This is a genomic window from Ruegeria sp. HKCCA5763, from assembly GCF_013034545.1.
In the GTDB taxonomy this organism is placed as follows: domain Bacteria; phylum Pseudomonadota; class Alphaproteobacteria; order Rhodobacterales; family Rhodobacteraceae; genus Ruegeria.
This window is the reverse complement of sequence record NZ_WQGF01000010.1, coordinates 91,085-110,254: the sequence shown is the minus strand read 5'-3', so window position 1 is coordinate 110,254 and position 19,170 is coordinate 91,085. Positions and strand designations below refer to the sequence as shown.

The following is a 19,170-nucleotide window of genomic DNA, read 5'->3' as shown; positions in this document are numbered from 1 at the left end:
GGAACGAAATGTGAAACATTTCTGCGAACTCTGACACGAAGGCGTGAGACCGTTGCAGCAAATCTTGTTGATTGCATCTTTCGCGCGCAAGTGATGGAAAAGCGTTTGGAGGACCGGGAAATGGCACAACTCAAAAAAATCCTGTTGGTGGACGATGACGAGGATCTGCGCGAGGCTCTCAGCGAGCAACTTGTAATGACCGAGGATTTCGATGTGTTCGAAGCCTCTGACGGAGCCTCGGCGATGGAACGTGCGCGTGAGGCGATCTATGACTTGGTCATTCTGGATGTTGGCCTGCCCGACACGGACGGGCGCGAGCTGTGCCGCCTGATGCGCAAGCAAGGCGTCAAAAGCCCCATCCTGATGCTGACCGGCCATGACAGCGACGCTGATACCATTCTGGGTCTTGATGCTGGCGCGAACGACTATGTCTCCAAACCTTTCAAATTCCCCGTACTTCTGGCCCGCATCCGTGCCCAGCTGCGCCAGCACGAACAATCGGAAGACGCGGTCTTTGTGCTTGGCCCCTATACGTTCAAACCGGCGATGAAGATGTTGATCACCGAAGATGACCGTAAAATTCGCCTGACCGAGAAGGAAACGAACATTCTCAAGTTCCTGTACCGCTCGACCGACGGCGTCGTGGCGCGGGATGTTCTGCTGCACGAGGTCTGGGGTTATAACGCCGGTGTGACAACCCACACGTTGGAAACCCATATCTACCGTCTGCGTCAGAAAATCGAGCCCGATCCGTCCAATGCGCGCCTTTTGGTCACAGAATCGGGTGGATATCGGCTGGTGTCTTAACTGGGTGTGGATTGATGTGGATCAAAGTGATACTCTGAACTCATAATTAGGTTACTCCCAACCCGCGCATGTCCGGGTCATGACATGCACCTCCCTGTTGGACTGCCGGGCCGAATGGCCCGGCTTTTTTTGTGGGGTGGTTGGCAAGATGGCTGCTTTGAGCCCAGCAGAGACATCTCCAAACCCTCGCGTTACAATCGATCGCAATGGAAATGGAACGCCATACCGGAAAAGTATCTAAGATTGTCCGAAGCAGGATTGTTGTGCCGACACAACTGTCGGCCAGTGAGCGTCGAACTCTGTCGCACAAACTGTATTCAGTACATCAAAAGATCTTTGCGGGTGTTTCCGCCGAAGAGTTTCATCAGCACGTGATAGAACCACCGGCAGAAACAACATCCATCCAGCTTTACTGCGCGGCAGACCAACGTGTTATTGGTTATTGTGCAGTTCACCGTTTTCGACGCCAAGTGCATGGGCGCAGCGCCATAGTACTGCGGGCAGAGGCTGGGTTGGAACCTGGGTTTCGCGGGCGCGGCGCAACCTACGGCTTCGGGATCGTACGTGCTTTAACTGAAAAGCTCAGCCATCCATTCACCCCGGTGTACTATCTCGGCACGCTCGTTCATACATCGAGCTATCACCTGTTCTGCAAGTATTTTCGGCGAATTTTCCCGCACCCGGACATTAAACAGCCCGCTGATATTCAGGAAATCGCGCGCCAGCTCATAGAAAGTTTCTCTGATCCGGCAGTTCGTCCAGAAGACCCGTTTGTGCGGGACGTCGGCTGGGTCACTATCGAAACACCGCAAGAAAAACGTCTCAATGAACAGCTTGATCCATCAGACGTGCAGTTCTTTAAGCGACGCAATCCAGGTTTCACGAAGGGTCATGGCCTTGTCGTTCTAGTTCCGATGACCTGGGTCAACCTTTTAGGAGCACTTCTTTCACGTCTTTACGAGCGCGCGCGCATCGCTTCCGGACTTCATAAACCCGACCTTTGATTGAACGGCGGCTTCGTCCGCATAGCGGTCATTCATTGACCTGGCTTTTTGGGGCCTTTTCCCATGGCACCCCATCCCACACCACGCTAACCTCCGTCCAACCGCGACAAAGGAATCCCCCATGCCCTTCACCCTTGCCACCTGGAACATCAACTCGGTCCGCCTTCGCGAGCCTATCGTATTGAAATTGTTGCAGGAAGAAGCGCCGGATGTTTTGTGCCTGCAGGAGTGTAAATCACCTGTCGAAAAGATCCCGACCGAAGGGTTTGCCGAGCTGGGCTATACCCACATGGTTGCACGCGGTCAGAAGGGCTATAACGGCGTCGCGATCCTGTCGCGCCTGCCGATGGAAGAGGTGGGCGACAAGGACTTCGCCGGTCTTGGCCACGCCCGCCATATTGCCGGGCGGTTGGAGAATGGTGTCACCATCCACAACTTCTATGTCCCGGCAGGTGGTGACGTGCCGGATCGGGAGGTGAATGAGAAATTCGGCCAGAAGCTCGACTACCTCACCGAAATGCGCGACTGGTTCCATGCGGAGAAGCCCGAGAAATCCATACTGGTCGGCGATCTGAACATCGCCCCGCGTGAAGACGATGTCTGGTCGCATAAACAACTGCTCAAGGTTGTCTCGCACACACCGATCGAGGTTGAGCACCTGGCCGAAACACAGGACGCAGGTGGTTGGGTCGACATTACGCGGCAGGATATACCTGAGGGTCAGCTGTACAGCTGGTGGTCTTATCGGGCGCGCGATTGGGACGCAGCCGATAAAGGGCGGCGGCTGGATCATGTCTGGGCCACGCCGGATATTTCCAACGCGGGCCATTCCAGCCGCATCCTGCGGGACGCGCGCGGGTGGGAAAAGCCCAGCGATCATGCTCCGGTCTTTGCGACCTTTGACGTCTGAGATGTAACTCTGCCCTTGGTTTCTGCGGCAAGCGATTGCATATAGGGCGCAAGTTCGAACGAAAGAGTGATTGCCATGGACCTTCTGAACGGCGCAGATTCCCCCGCCACCGATCTGATCAAAGACGGGAGCGAGGCCACTTTCATGGCCGACGTGGTCGAAGCTTCGCAGGAAACGCCAGTAATTGTTGACTTCTGGGCACCCTGGTGTGGTCCGTGCAAAACGTTGGGCCCGATGCTGGAAGAGGCTGTTACCGCCGCGAAAGGCGCGGTGAAGATGGTCAAGATCAACGTGGATGAGGCGCAGATGATCGCCTCGCAAATGCGGATTCAGTCGATCCCAACCGTCTATGCCTTTTTCAAGGGCCAACCGGTCGATGGGTTTCAGGGCGCGCTGCCAGGGTCCGAGATCAAGGCGTTTGTCGACCGTGTGATCGAAGCGGCTGGCGGTGAAAGCCCGGGCGGCCAGTTGGATGATGCAGTGCAAGCCGCCGAGGAAATGCTGACCGAAGGCGCGGCTGCGGACGCGGCGCAAACTTTTGCGGCCATTCTGGGTGAAGACCCGAACCACGCAGCAGCCTATGGCGGTTTGGTGCGGGCACATATCGCAACCGGCGATCTGGAACAGGCCGAGGCGATTCTGAATGGCGCCCCAGCTGAGATTTCGACATCCGCCGAGCTGGAGGCTGCACATGCACAACTTGCGCTGGCCAAACAGGCCGCGGATGCAGGCCCCGTCGCCGAGTTGACGGCTGCTGTTGAGGCTGATCCTGGCAACCACCAAGCCCGGTTCGATCTGGCCCAGGCCCTGCATGCGAACGGCGATGTGGAAGAGGCTGTGGCGCAACTGTTGGAGCTGTTCCGCCGGGATCGCGAATGGAATGACGGCGCGGCCAAAACCCAGCTTTTTACTATCTTTGATGCACTCAAGCCCAATGATCCGATTGTTCTGAACGGTCGCCGCAAACTCAGCTCGATGATATTTGCCTAATCCCCGATCAGAGCTAGAATTGGGTACATGATTCATCCCGCCGACTTGCCGGATACGGTATCCGTTTTTCCATTGCCCGGGGCACTGCTATTGCCCCGGTCGCCTTTGCCTCTGCACATCTTCGAGCCGCGCTATCTACAGATGCTGGACGATGCGCTGAAAACCAAGGAAAGGCTGATCGCGATGGTTCAGCCGAACCCATCGGTCAGCGACGAGAACAAGCTGCACCGTATTGGCTGTGCGGGGCGGGTGACGCAGTTTTCCGAAACAGAAGACGGCCGGTATCTGATCACGCTGACCGGAGTGTCCCGCTTCCGAATTGTGTCAGAGTTGGACGCGTTCACACCCTATCGCCGGTGTGCTGTCTCGTGGGATGGATTTGATCGCGATCTTGGTAAGGCCGAGAAAGACGACGGGTTCAATCGCCCGAAATTCCTGACCCTTCTGGAACGTTTCTTTTTGTCCCGGCAATTGTCGACCGATTGGGAGTCAATGAAAGACGCTGAAGATGAGTTGCTTGTGAACTCATTGTCTATGCTTTTGGATTTCGATCCCGAAGAAAAACAAGCTCTTTTGGAGGCCCCCTGCCTGCGTACCCGGCGCGAGACGCTGGTGACGCTGATTGAATTCGCCATGCGCGGCGGATCAAACGAGGAAAAACTGCAATGACTGACACTGACCACGCTTTCGACCGCCGTATGCTCGAAGCGCTGATCTGCCCGCAGACACACACAACGTTGCGTTATGACGCAGAAAAACAAGAGCTGGTGTCCAAAGCTGCCGGGTTGGCCTTTCCCATCCGCAACGGGATCCCGGTCATGTTGATCGATGAGGCGCGGCAGCTCGACTAGATAGCTCGCCCTTGCAACAGCTTGGGCAGATCTCCGGTCAATCCTGCGGCCTCACGAACGAAGCCACGGCGCAATCCGGGCAATGACCCGACAATTCCCATTCCAATATCCCGCCCGAGGCGCAGCAGGGGGTTATCGTTGGAAAACAGCTTGTTGAAGACATCCGTCGCCATCGCAAGCGAGGCGGTGTCAAAGCGGCGCCATTCCTGATAGCGCTCCAACACTATGACCGAGCCGATATCCTCGCCGCGCCGCCCGGCCAGTGTCAGAACCTCGGCCAATGCGCCGACGTCGCGCAGGCCGGCATTTAGCCCTTGGCCTGCAATTGGGTGCATCCCGTGCGCGGCATCGCCGACCAGTGCCATGCGGTCACTGATGAAGGAATTGGCGATGGTCAGGTTCAGCGGGTATGTGAAACGGTCGCCTGCCAGACGGATATCACCCAGGAAATCGCCGAACCTTGGGCGTAGCACTTGCAGATAATCTTCTTCAGACATGGCGTTGATCCGTGCTGCAGCCTCGGTACGCTCACTCCAGACGATAGAGCTGCGGTTTCCGGTCAGCGGCAGAATCGCAAGCGGACCGGGGGGCATGAAGAACTGATGGGCAATGCCATTGTGCGGCAGATCATGTTCGATGGCACAGACCAGCGCGGTCTGACCATAATCCCAACCGGTGCGTTTAATACCCGCCCGTGACGCGGTGTCACTGCGGCGGCCGTCGCACCCAACCAGCAGGCCGCCGCCCACGGTTGTGCCGTCGTCCAACGTTAAGGTCACTTCGGTGGCGTCGGCTTGTTGGGATACAACTGTCTTACCGCTTATCTGGGAGATGCGCGGCGCCTCTGCCATTGCGTCCAGAAAAGCGCGGCGCAGATGGCGGTCTTCGACCATATACCCCATCGGGCCTTCTTCGATCTCGGCATGATCAAAATGCATGAAAAACGGCGATGGCCCTGTTCCGGCATGGCCATCTGTGACCTTGATTTCCAGCATTGGCTGAGCGTGTTCAGCAACGCGATCCCATACGCCGATCGCATCCAGCAGCCGTTGCGACGCCAGGGCCAGCGCATAGGCACGACCGTCAAATGCCGCATTCTTGCGAACCTTTTCCGCCAGCGCATCAATCACCGTGACCGAGTGCCCGGTTTGTGCCAGTGCCAGCGCCAAGGCTGGGCCGTTCAGCCCGCCGCCCACAATCAGAATGTCAGATGCCTGTGTCATGCCCTGCAATATGCGCGCCCTTTCGGGATTGTCCATGTGCAGTCCTGTCGCTACCGTCACCCAAAGCCGAAAAATCAGGAGGGGTGAGATGCAGGATTGGTTGACCATGACCGCGTGTGATTTGGGCCGTGGCATTGGGATGGGTCAGATTGACCCGGTTGAGCTGACGGAAACCTACCTGTCAGCCATCGACTCTCATCCGCATCGGGACCGCATCTATGCCCGCGTCACCCACGACCGCGCCCGGTCCGAGGCTGAAGCAGCCCAGCAACGCGCCAAACTGGGCCTGCGTCGGTCTTTGCTGGACGGCGTTCCGATCAGTTGGAAAGACCTATTCGACACAGCGGGCACTGTGACCGAGGCGGGTTCGGCGTTGCTAAAAGATCGTGTGCCGGATGCGGATGCGCTGGTGTTGTGCAATGCGACTCAGATGGGCACCGTCTGTCTAGGCAAAACGCATATGAGTGAGCTGGCATTCTCTGGTCTGGGTCTTAACCCGATTACCGAAACGCCGCCTTGCGTTCATGATGAAGCCGCTGTCCCCGGTGGGTCGTCTTCAGGGGCTGCGGCTTCGGTTGCGTGGGGTTTGGCGGCTTGTGGAATTGGATCGGACACGGGCGGGTCGGTGCGTATTCCGGCGGCGTGGAATGACCTTGTGGGATTGAAAACCACTGTCGGGCGGCTGAGCCTGGAAGGTGTGGTGCCGCTCTGCTTGCGGTTTGATACGGTCGGGCCTCTGGCGCGGTCAGTCGCGGACGCAGCGCATATGCTGGCTCTGCTTGAGGGTGGAACGCCAGCCGATCTGCGCGGTGCGTCGCTGAAAGGCCGGCGCTTTGCCGATTTGCAGAACATCGCCAAGGACGATCTGCGTGACACACCGGGTAAGGCATATGAGGATGCCCTTGCAAAACTTGCGGATGCGGGGGCTGAAATCGTGCCTTTAGAGGTGCCTGCGCTGAACGAGGCCATGACCCTGACCAGCATCGTTTACACGACCGAGGCCTATGGGCTGTGGCGCGATGTGATCGAAGCCAATCCCGAAGCGATGTATCCTGAGATTCTTGAACGGTTCCGTATTGGCATGGGATTCTCTGGCCCCGACTATGTGGCCGCCTGGTCCAAGCTCAAGGCTTGCCGCACCGCATGGGACGCAGCAACCGCCGGTTTTGATGCGGTTCTGGCCCCCACGGCCCCGATTCTGCCGCCTAATCTGGAACGGTTGATGAGCGACCACGACTACTACGTGACCGAGAATCTACTGGCCCTACGCAACACGCGGATTGGCAATCTGATGGGTCTTGCAGCGCTGAGCCTACCCACCGGAACCCCCAGTTGCGGGTTGATGATGTTGGGTTATCCCGGCTCGGAAGAGGCCCTTTTGCGGCTGGGCTCAGCAGCAGAAGCGGTACTGGCCTGAATGCCACAATCCCCTGATTCGGAACCTCTTTGTCTGGACGAAGAGGGGCCCGGGCTGTAACCTGCCAAAAAAACGGGGCGTAAATGACCCCGATATTGAGGCAGTACTATGGATTTCCCCGAGCGGTTTTCGAACCTACCGGCTTATGCATTCCCGCGTCTGCGCGCCCTGTTGGATCATCACCAGCCGGGCGGTGACGTCGTTCACATGACGATTGGCGCACCCACACATGATTTTCCGGCCTGGGTGACGGATGTCATCATGGAAAACGCCTCTGGGTTTCAGGGCTATCCGCCAAACGAAGGTTCAGAAGACCTGCGTGGTGCGATCACGGATTGGATTCATCGCCGCTATGGCGTTCAGATGGACCCGGATGCCAATGTGATGGCGCTGAACGGCACCCGTGAGGGGCTTTACAACGCCGCTATGGCGCTGTGTCCGGAACAGAAGAACGGCCAGCAACCGATCGTCCTGTGCCCGAATCCGTTTTATCAGGTCTACATGGTCGCTTCGCTTTCGGTCGGGGCGCAGCCCTATTTTGTACCCGCCACCGACGCAACGGGTCATCTGCCAGATTATGCCGGCCTGCCCGCGGAGGTGCTGAATCGCACCGCTGTGGCCTATATCTGTTCGCCTGCCAATCCGCAGGGGGCTGTTGCTTCGCGTGACTACTGGGGCGAACTGATCCGTTTGGCCGAGCAATACGATTTCCGCATTTTTGCCGACGAATGCTATTCTGAGATTTACCGGGACAAGGCCCCGACGGGCGTTTTGACCGTCGCGCAAGAATTGGGCGCTGATCCTGAACGGATCACACTGTTCAACTCGCTTTCCAAACGTTCGAACCTGGCCGGGTTACGGTCGGGGCTGATCGCGGGCGGGCCGGAGACGATCAAACAGGTCAAGCAATTGCGCACCTACGCCGGGTCGCCTTTGCCGCTGCCCTTGCAGGCTGCCGCGGCAAAGGTGTGGGCAGATGAAGAACACGTCCGCGAGAACCGCGCGCTCTATCAGGAAAAATACGCCATCGCGGATGAAGTCTTCGCGGGCGTGCAGGGATACATGTCGCCTGAGGCCGGGTTCTTCTTGTGGCTGCCGGTCGACAATGGCGAAGACACCGCATTGAAGGTCTGGAAGGACACCGGGGTTCGGGTCCTGCCGGGCGCATATCTTTCACAAGGTGATCCGGGGAATAACCCGGGCAAAGGCTTTATCCGGGTTGCATTGGTAGCCCCAAAAACAGAGTTGCAGCGTGGTCTGATCACACTCCGCGACTGCATCTATTGGTGAGGTACGAGGGCAAAATGGCATCATATAACGCGCGCAATCGCGATCCATTGTTGGACAGCACCACGCAAGCCGCCTTGGAGCGGCGCAGCAAGGAACTGATCGGCATCGCCCTGATCCTGCTGGGTTTGGCTGCGGCGGCGATGATTTGGTCCTACACGCCCGATGATCCGAACTGGATGGTTTCGACCGACGCGCCGGTGCAGAACTGGATGGGGCGTATAGGCGCATCGATCGCAGCGCCCCTTTTCATGATTGTGGGCTGGGGAAGCTGGGGTGTTGCCCTTGTTCTGATCGGCTGGGGTATGCGTTTTGCGGGTCATTTCGGTGAAGACCGCGCCATCGCCCGGTTGATTTTTGCCCCGATATGGATTGCCGTTGTTTCGGTCTACGCTGCGACCCTTGTTCCCGGTGCCGAATGGCGCGCGACGCACAGCTATGGTCTGGGTGGTCTGTTCGGCGACACGGTTATGGGCGCGTTGCTGACGCTTTTGCCGATCTCGTCGCATTTTCTGGTCAAGCTGATGTCGCTGGCCATGGCGGTCGGGATGATCGCGCTGGGTATTTTTGTTCTGGGCTTTACCAAAGCCGACGTGAAACGCGGCTTCCGTGCGTTCCTTTTGGGTTTGGTGATGGCCTACGACCTGCTGATGAATCTGCTGGGCCGTGGTGCCTCGGCTACTGCACAGGCGGCTCGGGATCGACAGGCGCAATGGAAAGAGCACCGCGCCGCGCGGGTGGAACCTGTTTTGAATGATGACATCGCCTTCGGCGATCCCGTCTTTGAAGAACTGGAAGAAGAGCCCGAACCTGCGCCCAAAACCGGCCTGCTGGCGCGTATGCCGTCGTTGATCCGCCGCCCGGAACCGATGCCTGAGCCCGAGTTGGTCGATCCCGAACCGATTGCGGGCTTTGACGAAATGCCCGGCGAAGATCGCATCCGCTCAAAAATCTCGGCTGCTGTGCGCAATCGCAAAGTAGCAACAGGTGAGATGACGCCCGAGCCGGATCCGAACCTGCCTTTGACCAAAGGCCGAGGCCGTCGGCCCGACCCGTTGATCCTGAATGCGCATCAGCCGGATGAATTGCCGGCCGAGCCACCGGTTACCGCCAGCGGGTTGCCGCCCGAACCCCCGATGACAGCAGGTGCTGCACCCGAGTGGCATGATCCGGCCCCGGTCGAGTATGCGCCCGAAGCGATCCAAGGCCATTATGCACCGGACCCCGAACTGGACGATGAACCGCTTGTTGAGGATATGGCGGAACCCGTGCCGCAGTCGCGCCCTGCGATGAAGATCCCAGTGGCGGAGCCGCGCAAACCCGTGGTCGCGCAACCGGTGCGCCGCGCACCGCCGCCGTCGCGCCGCGCACAGGCCGAGGCACAACCTGCGTTGTCTTTTGAAGAAAAGCACTCGGATTTTGAACTGCCCCCGCTGGGATTGTTGTCAAACCCAGCCAGCATTCAACGCCATCATCTGAGTGATGAGGCGTTGGAAGAAAACGCGCGGATGCTGGAGAACGTGCTGGATGACTATGGCGTCAAAGGTGAGATCGTCAGCGTGCGCCCCGGTCCCGTTGTCACCATGTACGAACTGGAACCGGCACCGGGCCTGAAGGCCAGCCGTGTGATTGGTCTGGCCGATGACATTGCGCGTTCCATGTCGGCGCTGTCGGCACGGGTTTCGACCTTGCCGGGCCGTTCTGTCATCGGCATTGAACTGCCGAACGAAAACCGCGAGATGGTGGTTTTGCGCGAAATCCTCGCCAGCCGTGACTTTGGCGACGGCAACCACGCACTGCCGCTGGCGCTGGGCAAGGACATCGGTGGTGAATCCGTTGTGGCCAACCTGGCCAAGATGCCTCACCTGCTGATCGCAGGTACGACCGGCTCGGGTAAGTCGGTGGCGATCAACACCATGATCCTGTCGCTGCTGTACAAGCTGTCGCCGGATGAATGCCGCCTGATCATGATCGACCCGAAGATGCTGGAATTGTCGGTGTATGATGGCATCCCGCATCTGCTGTCCCCTGTCGTCACCGACCCGAAAAAGGCGGTCGTGGCCTTGAAATGGGTCGTGGGTGAGATGGAAGACCGCTATCGCAAGATGTCCAAAATGGGCGTCCGCAACATCGCGGGCTACAATGGCCGTGTGAAGGACGCGTTGGACAAAGGCGAAATGTTCAGCCGCACGGTGCAGACCGGGTTTGATGATGAGACCGGCGAGCCGACCTTTGAAACCGAAGAATTCGCCCCCGAGGCGATGCCTTATATCGTTGTGATCGTCGACGAAATGGCCGACCTGATGATGGTCGCAGGCAAGGAAATCGAAGCCTGCATCCAGCGTCTGGCGCAGATGGCGCGGGCCTCGGGCATTCACCTTATCATGGCCACGCAGCGTCCGTCGGTTGACGTGATTACCGGCACGATCAAGGCAAACTTCCCAACGCGAATTTCGTTCCAGGTGACATCGAAAGTCGATAGCCGCACGATCTTGGGCGAGATGGGTGCCGAACAACTGCTGGGGCAGGGCGATATGCTGTACATGGCGGGTGGCGCCAAGATCACCCGCTGCCACGGTCCTTTTGTGTCTGACGAGGAGGTCGAGGAAATCGTCAACCACCTGAAGCAGTTTGGCCCGCCCGATTACATGAGCGGCGTGGTCGATGGCCCGGCCGAGGAAAAGGCAGAAAACATCGATGCCGTTCTGGGTCTGAATACCGGTGGCAACACGAACGGTGAGGATGCTCTGTACGATCAGGCAGTGGCGATTGTGATCAAGGATCGCAAATGCTCGACCTCGTATATCCAGCGGAAACTTGCCATTGGCTACAACAAGGCTGCCCGGCTCGTTGAGCAGATGGAGGACGAAGGCGTTGTTTCTGCGGCAAATCATGTCGGTAAACGCGAAATCCTAGTCCCTGAACAGTAAGATATTTAATAACAAGGGCAGAAGGCCTATCTGTACGGCATGAAACAGATTGCTTTTGCCCTTGCTTTGACACTCGCCGCACCTGCCGCTTGGGCGGCGGATAAGCTGCCGCTGTCGCAGATTTCGAATTACCTTAATGGATTGAAAACGGTTGAGACGACCTTCACGCAAGTGAACGACGATGGATCGCTGAGCACCGGTAAGCTGTGGATGCAGCGCCCGGGCAAGATGCGGTTCGAATACGATCCACCCAACAGTGCGGTCGTGCTTGCGCGTTCCGGCAGCGTACAGATCTTTGACCCGAAATCTAACCAACCGCCCGAGCAATACCCGCTGAAGCGGACACCCCTTTCCATAGTACTGGCGCGGAATGTGAACTTGGGGCAGGCCAATATGGTCGTGGGGCACAGTTTTGACGGCACCGCCACTGTAGTCACGGCGCAAGACCCAAAGAACCCAGAAGCAGGACGGATTGAGCTGATGTTCACAAACGACCCGGTCGAACTGCGCAAATGGGTCATTCACGACAATGCGGGGGGACAGACAACTGTTCTTCTGGGTGCTCTGACTGAAGGCGGACGCCTAGATCAGGGTTTGTTCTCGAACAGTAAAAGGGTCGGGTCAGGCAATCGCTGACCCGAGCCAAACTTTGTCAGTACCGGCAGTTTGACAACTGCGCCTGATATAGCTGCGCACGCGCGTCTACATCATTCGCAACGTTCAACAGCCAGGATTTGCTGTTGTAACTGCCGCGTGCGAAACCGGTATGGCCTTCGTGATAAGCCAGGTATTGATTGCGCGTATCGGCCGGGTGAATGCCGTTACGTTCGTAGCTTTTGTTCATATACCAGCCGATAAAGTCTGACGCGTCGCGAATCCGATCCCGCTTGGCGCGGCGTTTTCCGGTTTCACGCTGGTACTGTTCCCAAGTGCCATCCAACGCCTGACCATAGCCATAGGCACTGCTTTGACGCCCCATCGGGATCACACCCAACACATATCTGTGTGGGGTGCGCGCATCGTGGCGATAGCGGCTTTCCTGATAGATCGTGGCCATCTGAACGTGTACGGGAACACCCCATTTACGTTCCGTGTTCTTGAAAGCCCTGATATAGTCGGGTTTTTCGCGCGCAATGCTGCACGCGTCATTTAATTTGCTGGGCGGCTGTTTGGAGCCGCCCCCACAGGATGCCAGAAGCAGCACCCCGAAGAGTACGATAAGAATTCTGCTCATGTGCCTCATGCCTTTTTTGGGCATTCTAGCGCAGATTGAGCGATTTTGAAATCACAATCGTTACAGAACGATAGCAAGGATAGCGGGCAGTGCCGCAACGGAAAGTACGGTTGACACCATCACCATCCCGGCGACGGCATCCGCGTCAGCTTCGAAGCGTTCCGCCAGAAGATAAGAGGTTACCGCGACAGGGGTGCACATCTGCAGAACCAGCACACCGAAGGCAATTGCATCCAACTCAAATACAACGGCGACCCCCCAGCCGAGGATGAAACATACCAGCAGCTTGAGAAACGACAGCCATACAGCCTGACCCAAACTGCGACTGGTCAGGCGTGCGATAGCCACTCCAACGGTCACGAGCATCATCGGAACAGCCATTTGCCCTAGCAAATCCAAAGTGTTGGTCAAAAAAAGCGGAGTTTCCCAGCCCTGCCACAAAAACAGGGCCCCCAAAAGCGTTGCCCAAACCATGGGCTGACGGATGACCTGACCAAAGGCGCCTTTGCCCGCCACAAGGTAGATGCCGTAAGTAAACGAAAACAAAGCGGTCACCGACAGAAAAATTACGGCATAGCCTAGACCGGCCTGGCCAAACGCGAAAATACACAGCGGCAGTCCCAGATTACCGGTATTCCCGAATATCAGCGGAGAAAGATACGTACGCTGTTCGAGTTTCAGAACACGAACGACGCCCCAAAACACAAATGCCAGAATAATGTTTGCGACGATCGTGGCAGCGGTGAAGCGCGTCAGATCGCCTCCCGGAATCTCGGTCTGCATCAAGGCAACGAAGATCAGGCTGGGGACAGCCAGGGTCATTGCAAAGCGGGTAACAAACTGAAGACGATACTCGAATCCAAGTTTGACCCAGACAAAACCGATCCCCGCCAACAGAAAGACCGGCGCCGCAATTTCGAACACTGTCAATATTAGGTTCACAGACTGTTTCCCTGAGTTTCACATCAATGATTGGCTTTTAGGGCCAGAAACGGGTAGTAAATGCTTTGGGGGCTGAAACAATGCTAAAGACACGTGCAAAATACGGCTTAGGCCAGGTGGTTCGTCACAAAAAACACCCTTTTCGAGGGGTGATTTTTGACGTGGATCCAGAATTTTCGAACACCGAGGAATGGTATCAGGCCATTCCCGAAGACAGTCGTCCGCGGAAAGAACAGCCGTTTTACCACCTGCTGGCTGAGAACGACCAATCCTTCTATGTTGCTTATGTTTCAGAACAAAATCTGGTTGCGGACTATTCCGGAGAGCCGGTCGAGCACCCTGATATCCCCAATATGTTCGGTCCGTTCGAAGACGGAGCATACCCCCTGCATTTCCAACTGAACTGAGGTTCTCCAACCACGCGATCGTGGTTGCGCGTTTATCAGTAGCCAAGCGCGCAACCGTCCTTGCGTGGGTCGCTGGCCCCCTCCAAAATACCATCTTCGCGGATTCGGATCGACTGCGCACCCCCAAGCGGCGTTTCCGGTCTTTCGATAGTGTGTCCGATTTCCGATAATTGTTTCGCAACCCCTTCAGGGTAGCCGCGTTCCAGTTTCAGAACCGATCCGTCGAAAAACGCACGGGGGGCGTTGATGCTCTCTTGCAGTTCAAGTCCGAAATCCCTGAGGTTTGAAACAAATCTAGCGTGGCCTGTTGGCTGGTAGGCTCCGCCCATCACGCCAAATGGCATCATAATGCGGCCATTCTCGGTCAGCATCCCTGGAATGATCGTGTGCATCGGACGCTTGCCACCGCTCAGTTCGTTCGGGTGCCCCGGCTCCAGCGTGAAGCCTGCGCCACGGTTCTGAAGCAATATGCCGTATTTTTCCGAGGCGATCCCCGACCCAAAGCTGTGGAAAATCGAATAGATCAGCGAAACCGCCATCTGGTCGCGATCTACGACGGTTATATACACGGTGTCCTTGTGAACAGCCTCGGTCAGTTGAGCCGCCGAAGGCATGGCGCGTTTCGGATCAATAAGCGCGGCAAGTTTTGCGGCTAAGTCCGGGTCAAGGAAACGCTCGGCTTTGGACACATGGTCCGGGTCCGCGATGAACCGGTTGCGCGCGTCATAGGCCAACTTGGTGGCCTCAGCCTCGATATGGACCCGTTCAGCGCCAAAGGGGTCCATGTTGGCCAGATCCAAATGTTTCAGAATATTGAGCAACAAAATTGCAGTTGCGCCTTGGCCGTTTGGCGGATGCTCAACCAGTTCGATCCCGTTATAGGCCCCTCGCATGGGCTGCGTTTCTGTAAATTGCGTGTTTTGAAAGTCGTCGGCGGAATGCACACCGCCCTGCGCTGACACGGCAGCGATCATGTCTTCGGCAATTGCGCCCGAATAAAACGCATCGCGTCCTTCGCGCGCGATGCGCCGCAACACTTCAGCCTGACCAGGTGCGCGAAAAACTTGACCGACATCAGGTGCTTGCCCATCGATCAGGTAATGGTCGCGCGCGGCACCTTGCAGCGTTGCAGCTCCAATCTTCCAGTCAAACGCAACGCGGGGCGCAACCGGAATGCCGGCTTCCGCGTAGTGAATTGCAGGGGACAGGATTGCCTCCAACCCCAAACGGCCTTCGGCCTCTGCCAGATGGCAGAACGCATCCACGGCACCCGGAATTGTAACGGAGTCCGGTCCGTTCAGTGGCACAGAGGACAGACCAAGATCGCGCAAAGGCTGTGCTTGCGAGCCGGCTGGTGACCGCCCCGAGCCGTTCAGAGCGCGGACCCGGTTCTCTCCAGCGCGGTTGAACAGAACAAAACAATCGCCACCCAGTCCGGTCATTTGCGGTTCGCAAATTCCCAAAAGGACCGCTCCGGCAATTGCAGCATCCATTGCGTTGCCGCCCCGTTCCAAAATGTCGATTGCGACTTTGGCCGCCAGCGGATGAGAGGTTGCGCACATCCCTTGTGTCGCAAAGACTTCTGACCGGCCTGGTTTGTGCAAATCCCGCATAGTTTCTTTCTCCTTGGAACAGGGGAAAGCTATTCACTGATCGAGGATTGTCCAGAAATTTCAGGGAAGAAGTTCCTCGGCGCCGTTCACTGGGTGGGGGCTGTGATAATTGGCGCCGAGGGAAGCTATCTGAGCTACGAGTCACTGTATGGCGGTTGTTTGCGGCGCGACAATGTTTCGAAAATGGCGTTATTGTGACCAATTGGGCCTGATTACGCACTTTTGCCGAAGTTAAACCGCAGCGAAAGCCGATTACACCCATCTCGGCGCTCATATTGGATGTCACTGGTGAGTTGGTGAATCAGGAACCAGCCAAACCCCCCTTCCGGCAAATCTTGCGTTGTTTTCCCCAGCGGCGCGGGCGTTCCGTCCGGCATTTGTAGGCCAGGCAGCGGGTGCCCGGTATCCGAGATCAAGATGTCCAGCCGATTCCGATCAAGTCGACAAGTCACCTGCACCTTAGCCGGAGCAATGCCCTTGTAAGCATGTTCCACCACATTGTTGATTGCTTCGGCCAATGCAATCTTCACATCGTCAGATTTATCAGGCGGCAAACCATGGTTTGCCAGACCGCTGCTAAGCCGCGCGATACCTGCGCTGGCTTCGGCGTCTGTTGCGGGGAAGCTTAGTTCCAGGCAGGTCTCGTTACAAATTGGCTCCACGCCCATTCACTCCTGCCTTGGTCACGCATCCGGGTCCGACAGTGCGTCGTCCAGTGTTTCAAACAGCCGGAAAACGGTGTCCATCCGGGTCAGGCGAAAGACTTTCTGGACCACGGGTTGCGGTCCGGCCAGATCCAGCCTGCGGTCTTTGCCCAGTTGCTTCATCGACGCCACAATCGCGCCCAGACCGCTGGAATCGATAAACTCAACCCCCGACAAATTCAGCACAACCCGATCTGCGCCGTTTTCGGTTTCCGCGCGCATGTCTTCCTTGAACTGAATGGCCATCGCGGCATCGATCCGGTCGGAATGCACGGTTATGACCTGTATTGGGCCGTGTGATGTGCTGGTCAGCCCCATGGCTCGGGCGCCCTCCAAACTGAAAAATGAGTCGTAGAAATACGCTAGACGCCAATTCTTACCATTCGGTATTCAAGAACCCGAAAGCAGGAGGAAAACCCGGATGAAAGATGTTGTGATTACAGGAGCCGCCAGAACGCCGATGGGTGGCTTTCAGGGCATGTTCGATGGCGTTGCCGCCGCCGACCTGGGGGGGGACGCAATCCGGGCTGCGTTGCGCCAGGCCGGGGCCCAGACCGTCGATGAAGTTCTGATGGGATGTGTTTTGCCTGCGGGGCAAGGCCAAGCCCCCGCGCGGCAGGCCGGATTTTCAGCTGGTTTGGGCGAAGAAGTTCCTGCGACCACGTTAAACAAGATGTGCGGCTCGGGCATGAAAGCGGCGATGGTCGCCTTTGATCAGATCGCGCTGGGCCATGCGGATACAATGGTCGCTGGCGGCATGGAGAGTATGACAAATGCTCCTTACCTGCTGCCCAAGATGCGCGGCGGCGCCCGAATTGGCCACGGTCAGGTGGTCGACCATATGTTCCTGGACGGGCTGGAAGATGCCTATGACAAAGGTCGTCTGATGGGCACCTTTGCCGAAGACTGTGCCGAAGCGTATCAGTTCACACGCGAAGCGCAGGATGAGTACGCTCTGCAATCTTTGTCGAATGCCCTGACCGCACAGGAAAACGGGGCCTTTGATCAGGAAATTGCGCCTGTCACAGTTCGCACGCGTAAGGGCGAGATTGTCCAGGACTGTGATGAGCAACCGAAATCTGCCCGCCCTGACAAAATCCCGACCTTGAAACCCGCGTTTCGAAAGGACGGCACGGTGACGGCTGCCAACTCCTCTTCGATTTCGGATGGCGCCGCAGCGCTTGTCCTGGCCTCGGCCGAAGCAGCCGAAGCGCAAGGATTGGCGGTGCGCGCACGTATTCTGGGTCATGCAAGTCACGCGCAAGCGCCCGGGCTTTTTACCACTGCGCCGGTTCCGGCCGCACAGAAACTTTTGTCCCGCATCGGTTGGAGCAAGGATGACGTTGACTTGTGGGAGGTTAACGAAGCCTTCGCGGTTGTGCCGATGGCGTTCATGCATGAGATGGGTCTGCCGCGCGACAAAGTGAATGTGAATGGCGGGGCCTGTGCGTTGGGTCATCCTATTGGTGCCTCGGGCGCGCGCATCATGGTCACATTGCTGAACGCTTTGGAGAAGCGGGACCTCAAACGCGGCGTGGCGGCAATCTGTATTGGCGGCGGCGAAGGCACAGCGATAGCAATCGAACGCGTTTGACCCTTCATCTTTTTCCAAATACTTCGAGGGTGCGGGGGCATGGCCCCCGCGCGGCCCCTATGGATAAGAAACAATGAAAGTCGAATACGATACCCTGACCAAGACAATCGCGGCCTTGACTGAAGGCGAAACGGATCTGGTCGCTTTGATGGCCACGGTCGCGTGCGAGGTGCATCATTCCGATGACCGCTTTGACTGGACAGGGTTTTATCGGGTCGTTGACCCTGGCTTGTTGAAAATCGGCCCTTATCAAGGCGGGCACGGTTGCCTTGTCATCCCATTTGACCGGGGCGTCTGTGGTGCCGCCGCAAGGACAGGTGAGGTGCAGCTTGTGCCGGATGTCGACGCCTTCCCCGGCCATATTGCGTGCGCCTCTTCAACTCGGTCCGAGTTGGTTTTACCCGTTCGCAACGCAGCGGGTGAGGTGATCGCGGTTTTTGACATCGACAGCAATCAACCGGATGCGTTTTCGGTCGATGACGCGGAAAATCTGTCGACGATTCTGTCACAGACCTTCGCTTCAGCGTAGCAGTTTTTGGATGGGTTCAGACTCGTTCAATGGTGGCTGTGTTTTGGTTCTTCTCGGCATCTGATACAGTGTAGCTGCCGAATTTGAGTTGGAGCGGGCATGACACCAAACCAGTTCTCCACACCGCGCCTTTTGGTCAATCATTGGACGGAAGAACTTCAGGTCCCGTTGCTGCGGCAGAAACTCGAAAGCGAGCTCAGCACATTGCTGACACCCAATGTCTTGAAGTGCTTGCCGCCATCCATGCAGTTGCAGGATCGGGACATTTCGCACTGGATCGACGCCCGTTGCGTTGAAAGTGATGTTCTGGTGGTGCGGCAAAGACAAGATGGTCATCTGATCGGACTTACGATTCTGGCTACTGAGTTAAGTCTCAATGCAGTCCCAAATATTCATCTCGGCTATCTGATCGCAGAAAACGCCTGGGGCAATGGCTATGCCTCAGAGCTTTTGGATGGGCTGATCGCTGCGTTGACACCGGGCCCGGTCACACGCCTTGTTGCCGGGGTAGGACGTGATAACCCGGCTTCCACCCGCGTTCTTCAAAAATCAGGCTTTGTGTTGCTTTGTGAAAATGCGCCGGCAGATACCGAGATGTATGTCTGCCAAACCGGTAAACCGACAGAGCCGTCGGCTGTTTAGTTTCCAAAGGCAGATTACCTGCGATGCAAGCCCGAGTGCGCATCGATCCGGAATGAGGGGTGCATGAAAAAAGGCTTGGATTTTTC

Annotated in this window: 20 protein-coding genes; 14 read left to right on the top strand and 6 right to left on the bottom strand. The window is 57.2% G+C overall.

Features of this window, described 5'->3' with window-relative positions; all coding sequences use genetic code 11:
- Positions 1–120 precede the first annotated feature (120 nt).
- The 6 genes from GOV89_RS16970 (at position 121) to GOV89_RS16945 (ending at position 4,562) form a co-directional block, all read left to right on the top strand.
- Positions 121–807: a response regulator transcription factor gene (locus GOV89_RS16970; RefSeq protein ID WP_171180271.1), complete on the top strand. Its 687-nt coding sequence runs from the start codon at positions 121–123 to the stop codon at positions 805–807.
- Positions 808–1,070: 263 nt separating this feature from the next.
- Positions 1,071–1,811 (top strand): hypothetical protein, encoded by a 741-nt coding sequence (locus GOV89_RS16965; protein WP_371810649.1) that lies wholly within the window; start codon positions 1,071–1,073, stop codon positions 1,809–1,811.
- 121 nt (positions 1,812–1,932) lie between these two features.
- The gene (locus GOV89_RS16960; RefSeq protein ID WP_171180266.1) at positions 1,933–2,721 is read left to right on the top strand and encodes an exodeoxyribonuclease III; all 789 of its coding nucleotides are present in this window, start codon (positions 1,933–1,935) and stop codon (positions 2,719–2,721) included.
- 75 nt (positions 2,722–2,796) lie between these two features.
- A complete protein-coding gene (gene trxA / locus GOV89_RS16955; protein WP_171180264.1) occupies positions 2,797–3,711 on the top strand; it encodes a thioredoxin in 915 nt (304 codons plus the stop codon).
- Between the two features lie 27 nt (positions 3,712–3,738).
- Positions 3,739–4,380, top strand: coding sequence for an LON peptidase substrate-binding domain-containing protein (locus tag GOV89_RS16950; protein WP_171180262.1), 642 nt, complete (start codon positions 3,739–3,741; stop codon positions 4,378–4,380).
- The gene (locus GOV89_RS16945; protein WP_171180252.1) at positions 4,377–4,562 is read left to right on the top strand and encodes a Trm112 family protein; all 186 of its coding nucleotides are present in this window, start codon (positions 4,377–4,379) and stop codon (positions 4,560–4,562) included. Before GOV89_RS16950 ends, GOV89_RS16945 begins: the two co-directional genes overlap by 4 nt.
- Here the strand turns inward: GOV89_RS16945 and GOV89_RS16940 are convergent.
- Positions 4,559–5,821, bottom strand: coding sequence for an FAD-dependent monooxygenase (locus GOV89_RS16940; protein ID WP_245222917.1), 1,263 nt, complete (start codon positions 5,819–5,821; stop codon positions 4,559–4,561). The two genes, GOV89_RS16945 and GOV89_RS16940, sit on opposite strands and share 4 nt — an antisense overlap.
- 52 nt (positions 5,822–5,873) lie before the next feature.
- On the opposite strand from GOV89_RS16940, the gene GOV89_RS16935 reads away from it, so the two are divergent.
- The 4 genes from GOV89_RS16935 (at position 5,874) to GOV89_RS16920 (ending at position 12,055) form a co-directional block, all read left to right on the top strand.
- Positions 5,874–7,202, top strand: coding sequence for an amidase (locus tag GOV89_RS16935; protein WP_171180250.1), 1,329 nt, complete (start codon positions 5,874–5,876; stop codon positions 7,200–7,202).
- A 108-nt stretch (positions 7,203–7,310) separates the two neighbouring features.
- Positions 7,311–8,492, top strand: coding sequence for an aminotransferase class I/II-fold pyridoxal phosphate-dependent enzyme (locus tag GOV89_RS16930; RefSeq protein WP_171238681.1), 1,182 nt, complete (start codon positions 7,311–7,313; stop codon positions 8,490–8,492).
- A gap of 14 nt (positions 8,493–8,506) precedes the next feature.
- Positions 8,507–11,419, top strand: a complete 2,913-nt coding sequence (locus tag GOV89_RS16925) for a DNA translocase FtsK (protein ID WP_171180246.1) — start codon at positions 8,507–8,509, stop codon at positions 11,417–11,419.
- Between the two features lie 39 nt (positions 11,420–11,458).
- The gene (locus tag GOV89_RS16920; protein WP_171180238.1) at positions 11,459–12,055 is read left to right on the top strand and encodes an outer membrane lipoprotein carrier protein LolA; all 597 of its coding nucleotides are present in this window, start codon (positions 11,459–11,461) and stop codon (positions 12,053–12,055) included.
- A 16-nt stretch (positions 12,056–12,071) separates the two neighbouring features.
- Here the strand turns inward: GOV89_RS16920 and GOV89_RS16915 are convergent, their stop codons facing one another.
- Together GOV89_RS16915 and GOV89_RS16910 are read right to left on the bottom strand one after the other, a co-directional pair.
- Positions 12,072–12,653, bottom strand: coding sequence for a lytic transglycosylase (locus GOV89_RS16915; RefSeq protein ID WP_171180236.1), 582 nt, complete (start codon positions 12,651–12,653; stop codon positions 12,072–12,074).
- Positions 12,654–12,713: 60 nt separating this feature from the next.
- Positions 12,714–13,595 (bottom strand): AEC family transporter, encoded by an 882-nt coding sequence (locus GOV89_RS16910; RefSeq protein WP_171180233.1) that lies wholly within the window; start codon positions 13,593–13,595, stop codon positions 12,714–12,716.
- 80 nt (positions 13,596–13,675) lie between these two features.
- On the opposite strand from GOV89_RS16910, the gene hspQ reads away from it, so the two are divergent.
- Complete coding sequence (hspQ, locus tag GOV89_RS16905) at positions 13,676–14,002, top strand: heat shock protein HspQ (protein ID WP_171180231.1); 327 nt, start codon at positions 13,676–13,678, stop codon at positions 14,000–14,002.
- Positions 14,003–14,037: 35 nt separating this feature from the next.
- Here hspQ and GOV89_RS16900 read toward each other — a convergent pair whose 3' ends face one another.
- The 3 genes from GOV89_RS16900 to GOV89_RS16890 all read right to left on the bottom strand — a co-directional run bounded on the left by GOV89_RS16900 (position 14,038) and on the right by GOV89_RS16890 (position 16,637).
- Positions 14,038–15,615, bottom strand: a complete 1,578-nt coding sequence (locus GOV89_RS16900; protein WP_171180228.1) for a gamma-glutamyltransferase family protein — start codon at positions 15,613–15,615, stop codon at positions 14,038–14,040.
- A gap of 212 nt (positions 15,616–15,827) precedes the next feature.
- Entirely contained in the window at positions 15,828–16,283 is a 456-nt protein-coding gene (locus GOV89_RS16895; RefSeq protein WP_171180226.1) for an ATP-binding protein, read from the bottom strand.
- 15 nt (positions 16,284–16,298) lie between these two features.
- A complete protein-coding gene (locus GOV89_RS16890) occupies positions 16,299–16,637 on the bottom strand; it encodes an STAS domain-containing protein (RefSeq protein WP_171180223.1) in 339 nt (112 codons plus the stop codon).
- A gap of 103 nt (positions 16,638–16,740) precedes the next feature.
- On the opposite strand from GOV89_RS16890, the gene GOV89_RS16885 reads away from it, so the two are divergent.
- From GOV89_RS16885 to GOV89_RS16875, 3 genes are all read left to right on the top strand, one after another.
- Complete coding sequence (locus tag GOV89_RS16885; RefSeq protein WP_171180221.1) at positions 16,741–17,913, top strand: acetyl-CoA C-acyltransferase; 1,173 nt, start codon at positions 16,741–16,743, stop codon at positions 17,911–17,913.
- A 73-nt stretch (positions 17,914–17,986) separates the two neighbouring features.
- Positions 17,987–18,442 (top strand): GAF domain-containing protein, encoded by a 456-nt coding sequence (locus tag GOV89_RS16880; RefSeq protein WP_171180220.1) that lies wholly within the window; start codon positions 17,987–17,989, stop codon positions 18,440–18,442.
- A gap of 99 nt (positions 18,443–18,541) precedes the next feature.
- Complete coding sequence (locus GOV89_RS16875) at positions 18,542–19,084, top strand: GNAT family N-acetyltransferase (protein WP_171180218.1); 543 nt, start codon at positions 18,542–18,544, stop codon at positions 19,082–19,084.
- Positions 19,085–19,170 lie beyond the last annotated feature (86 nt).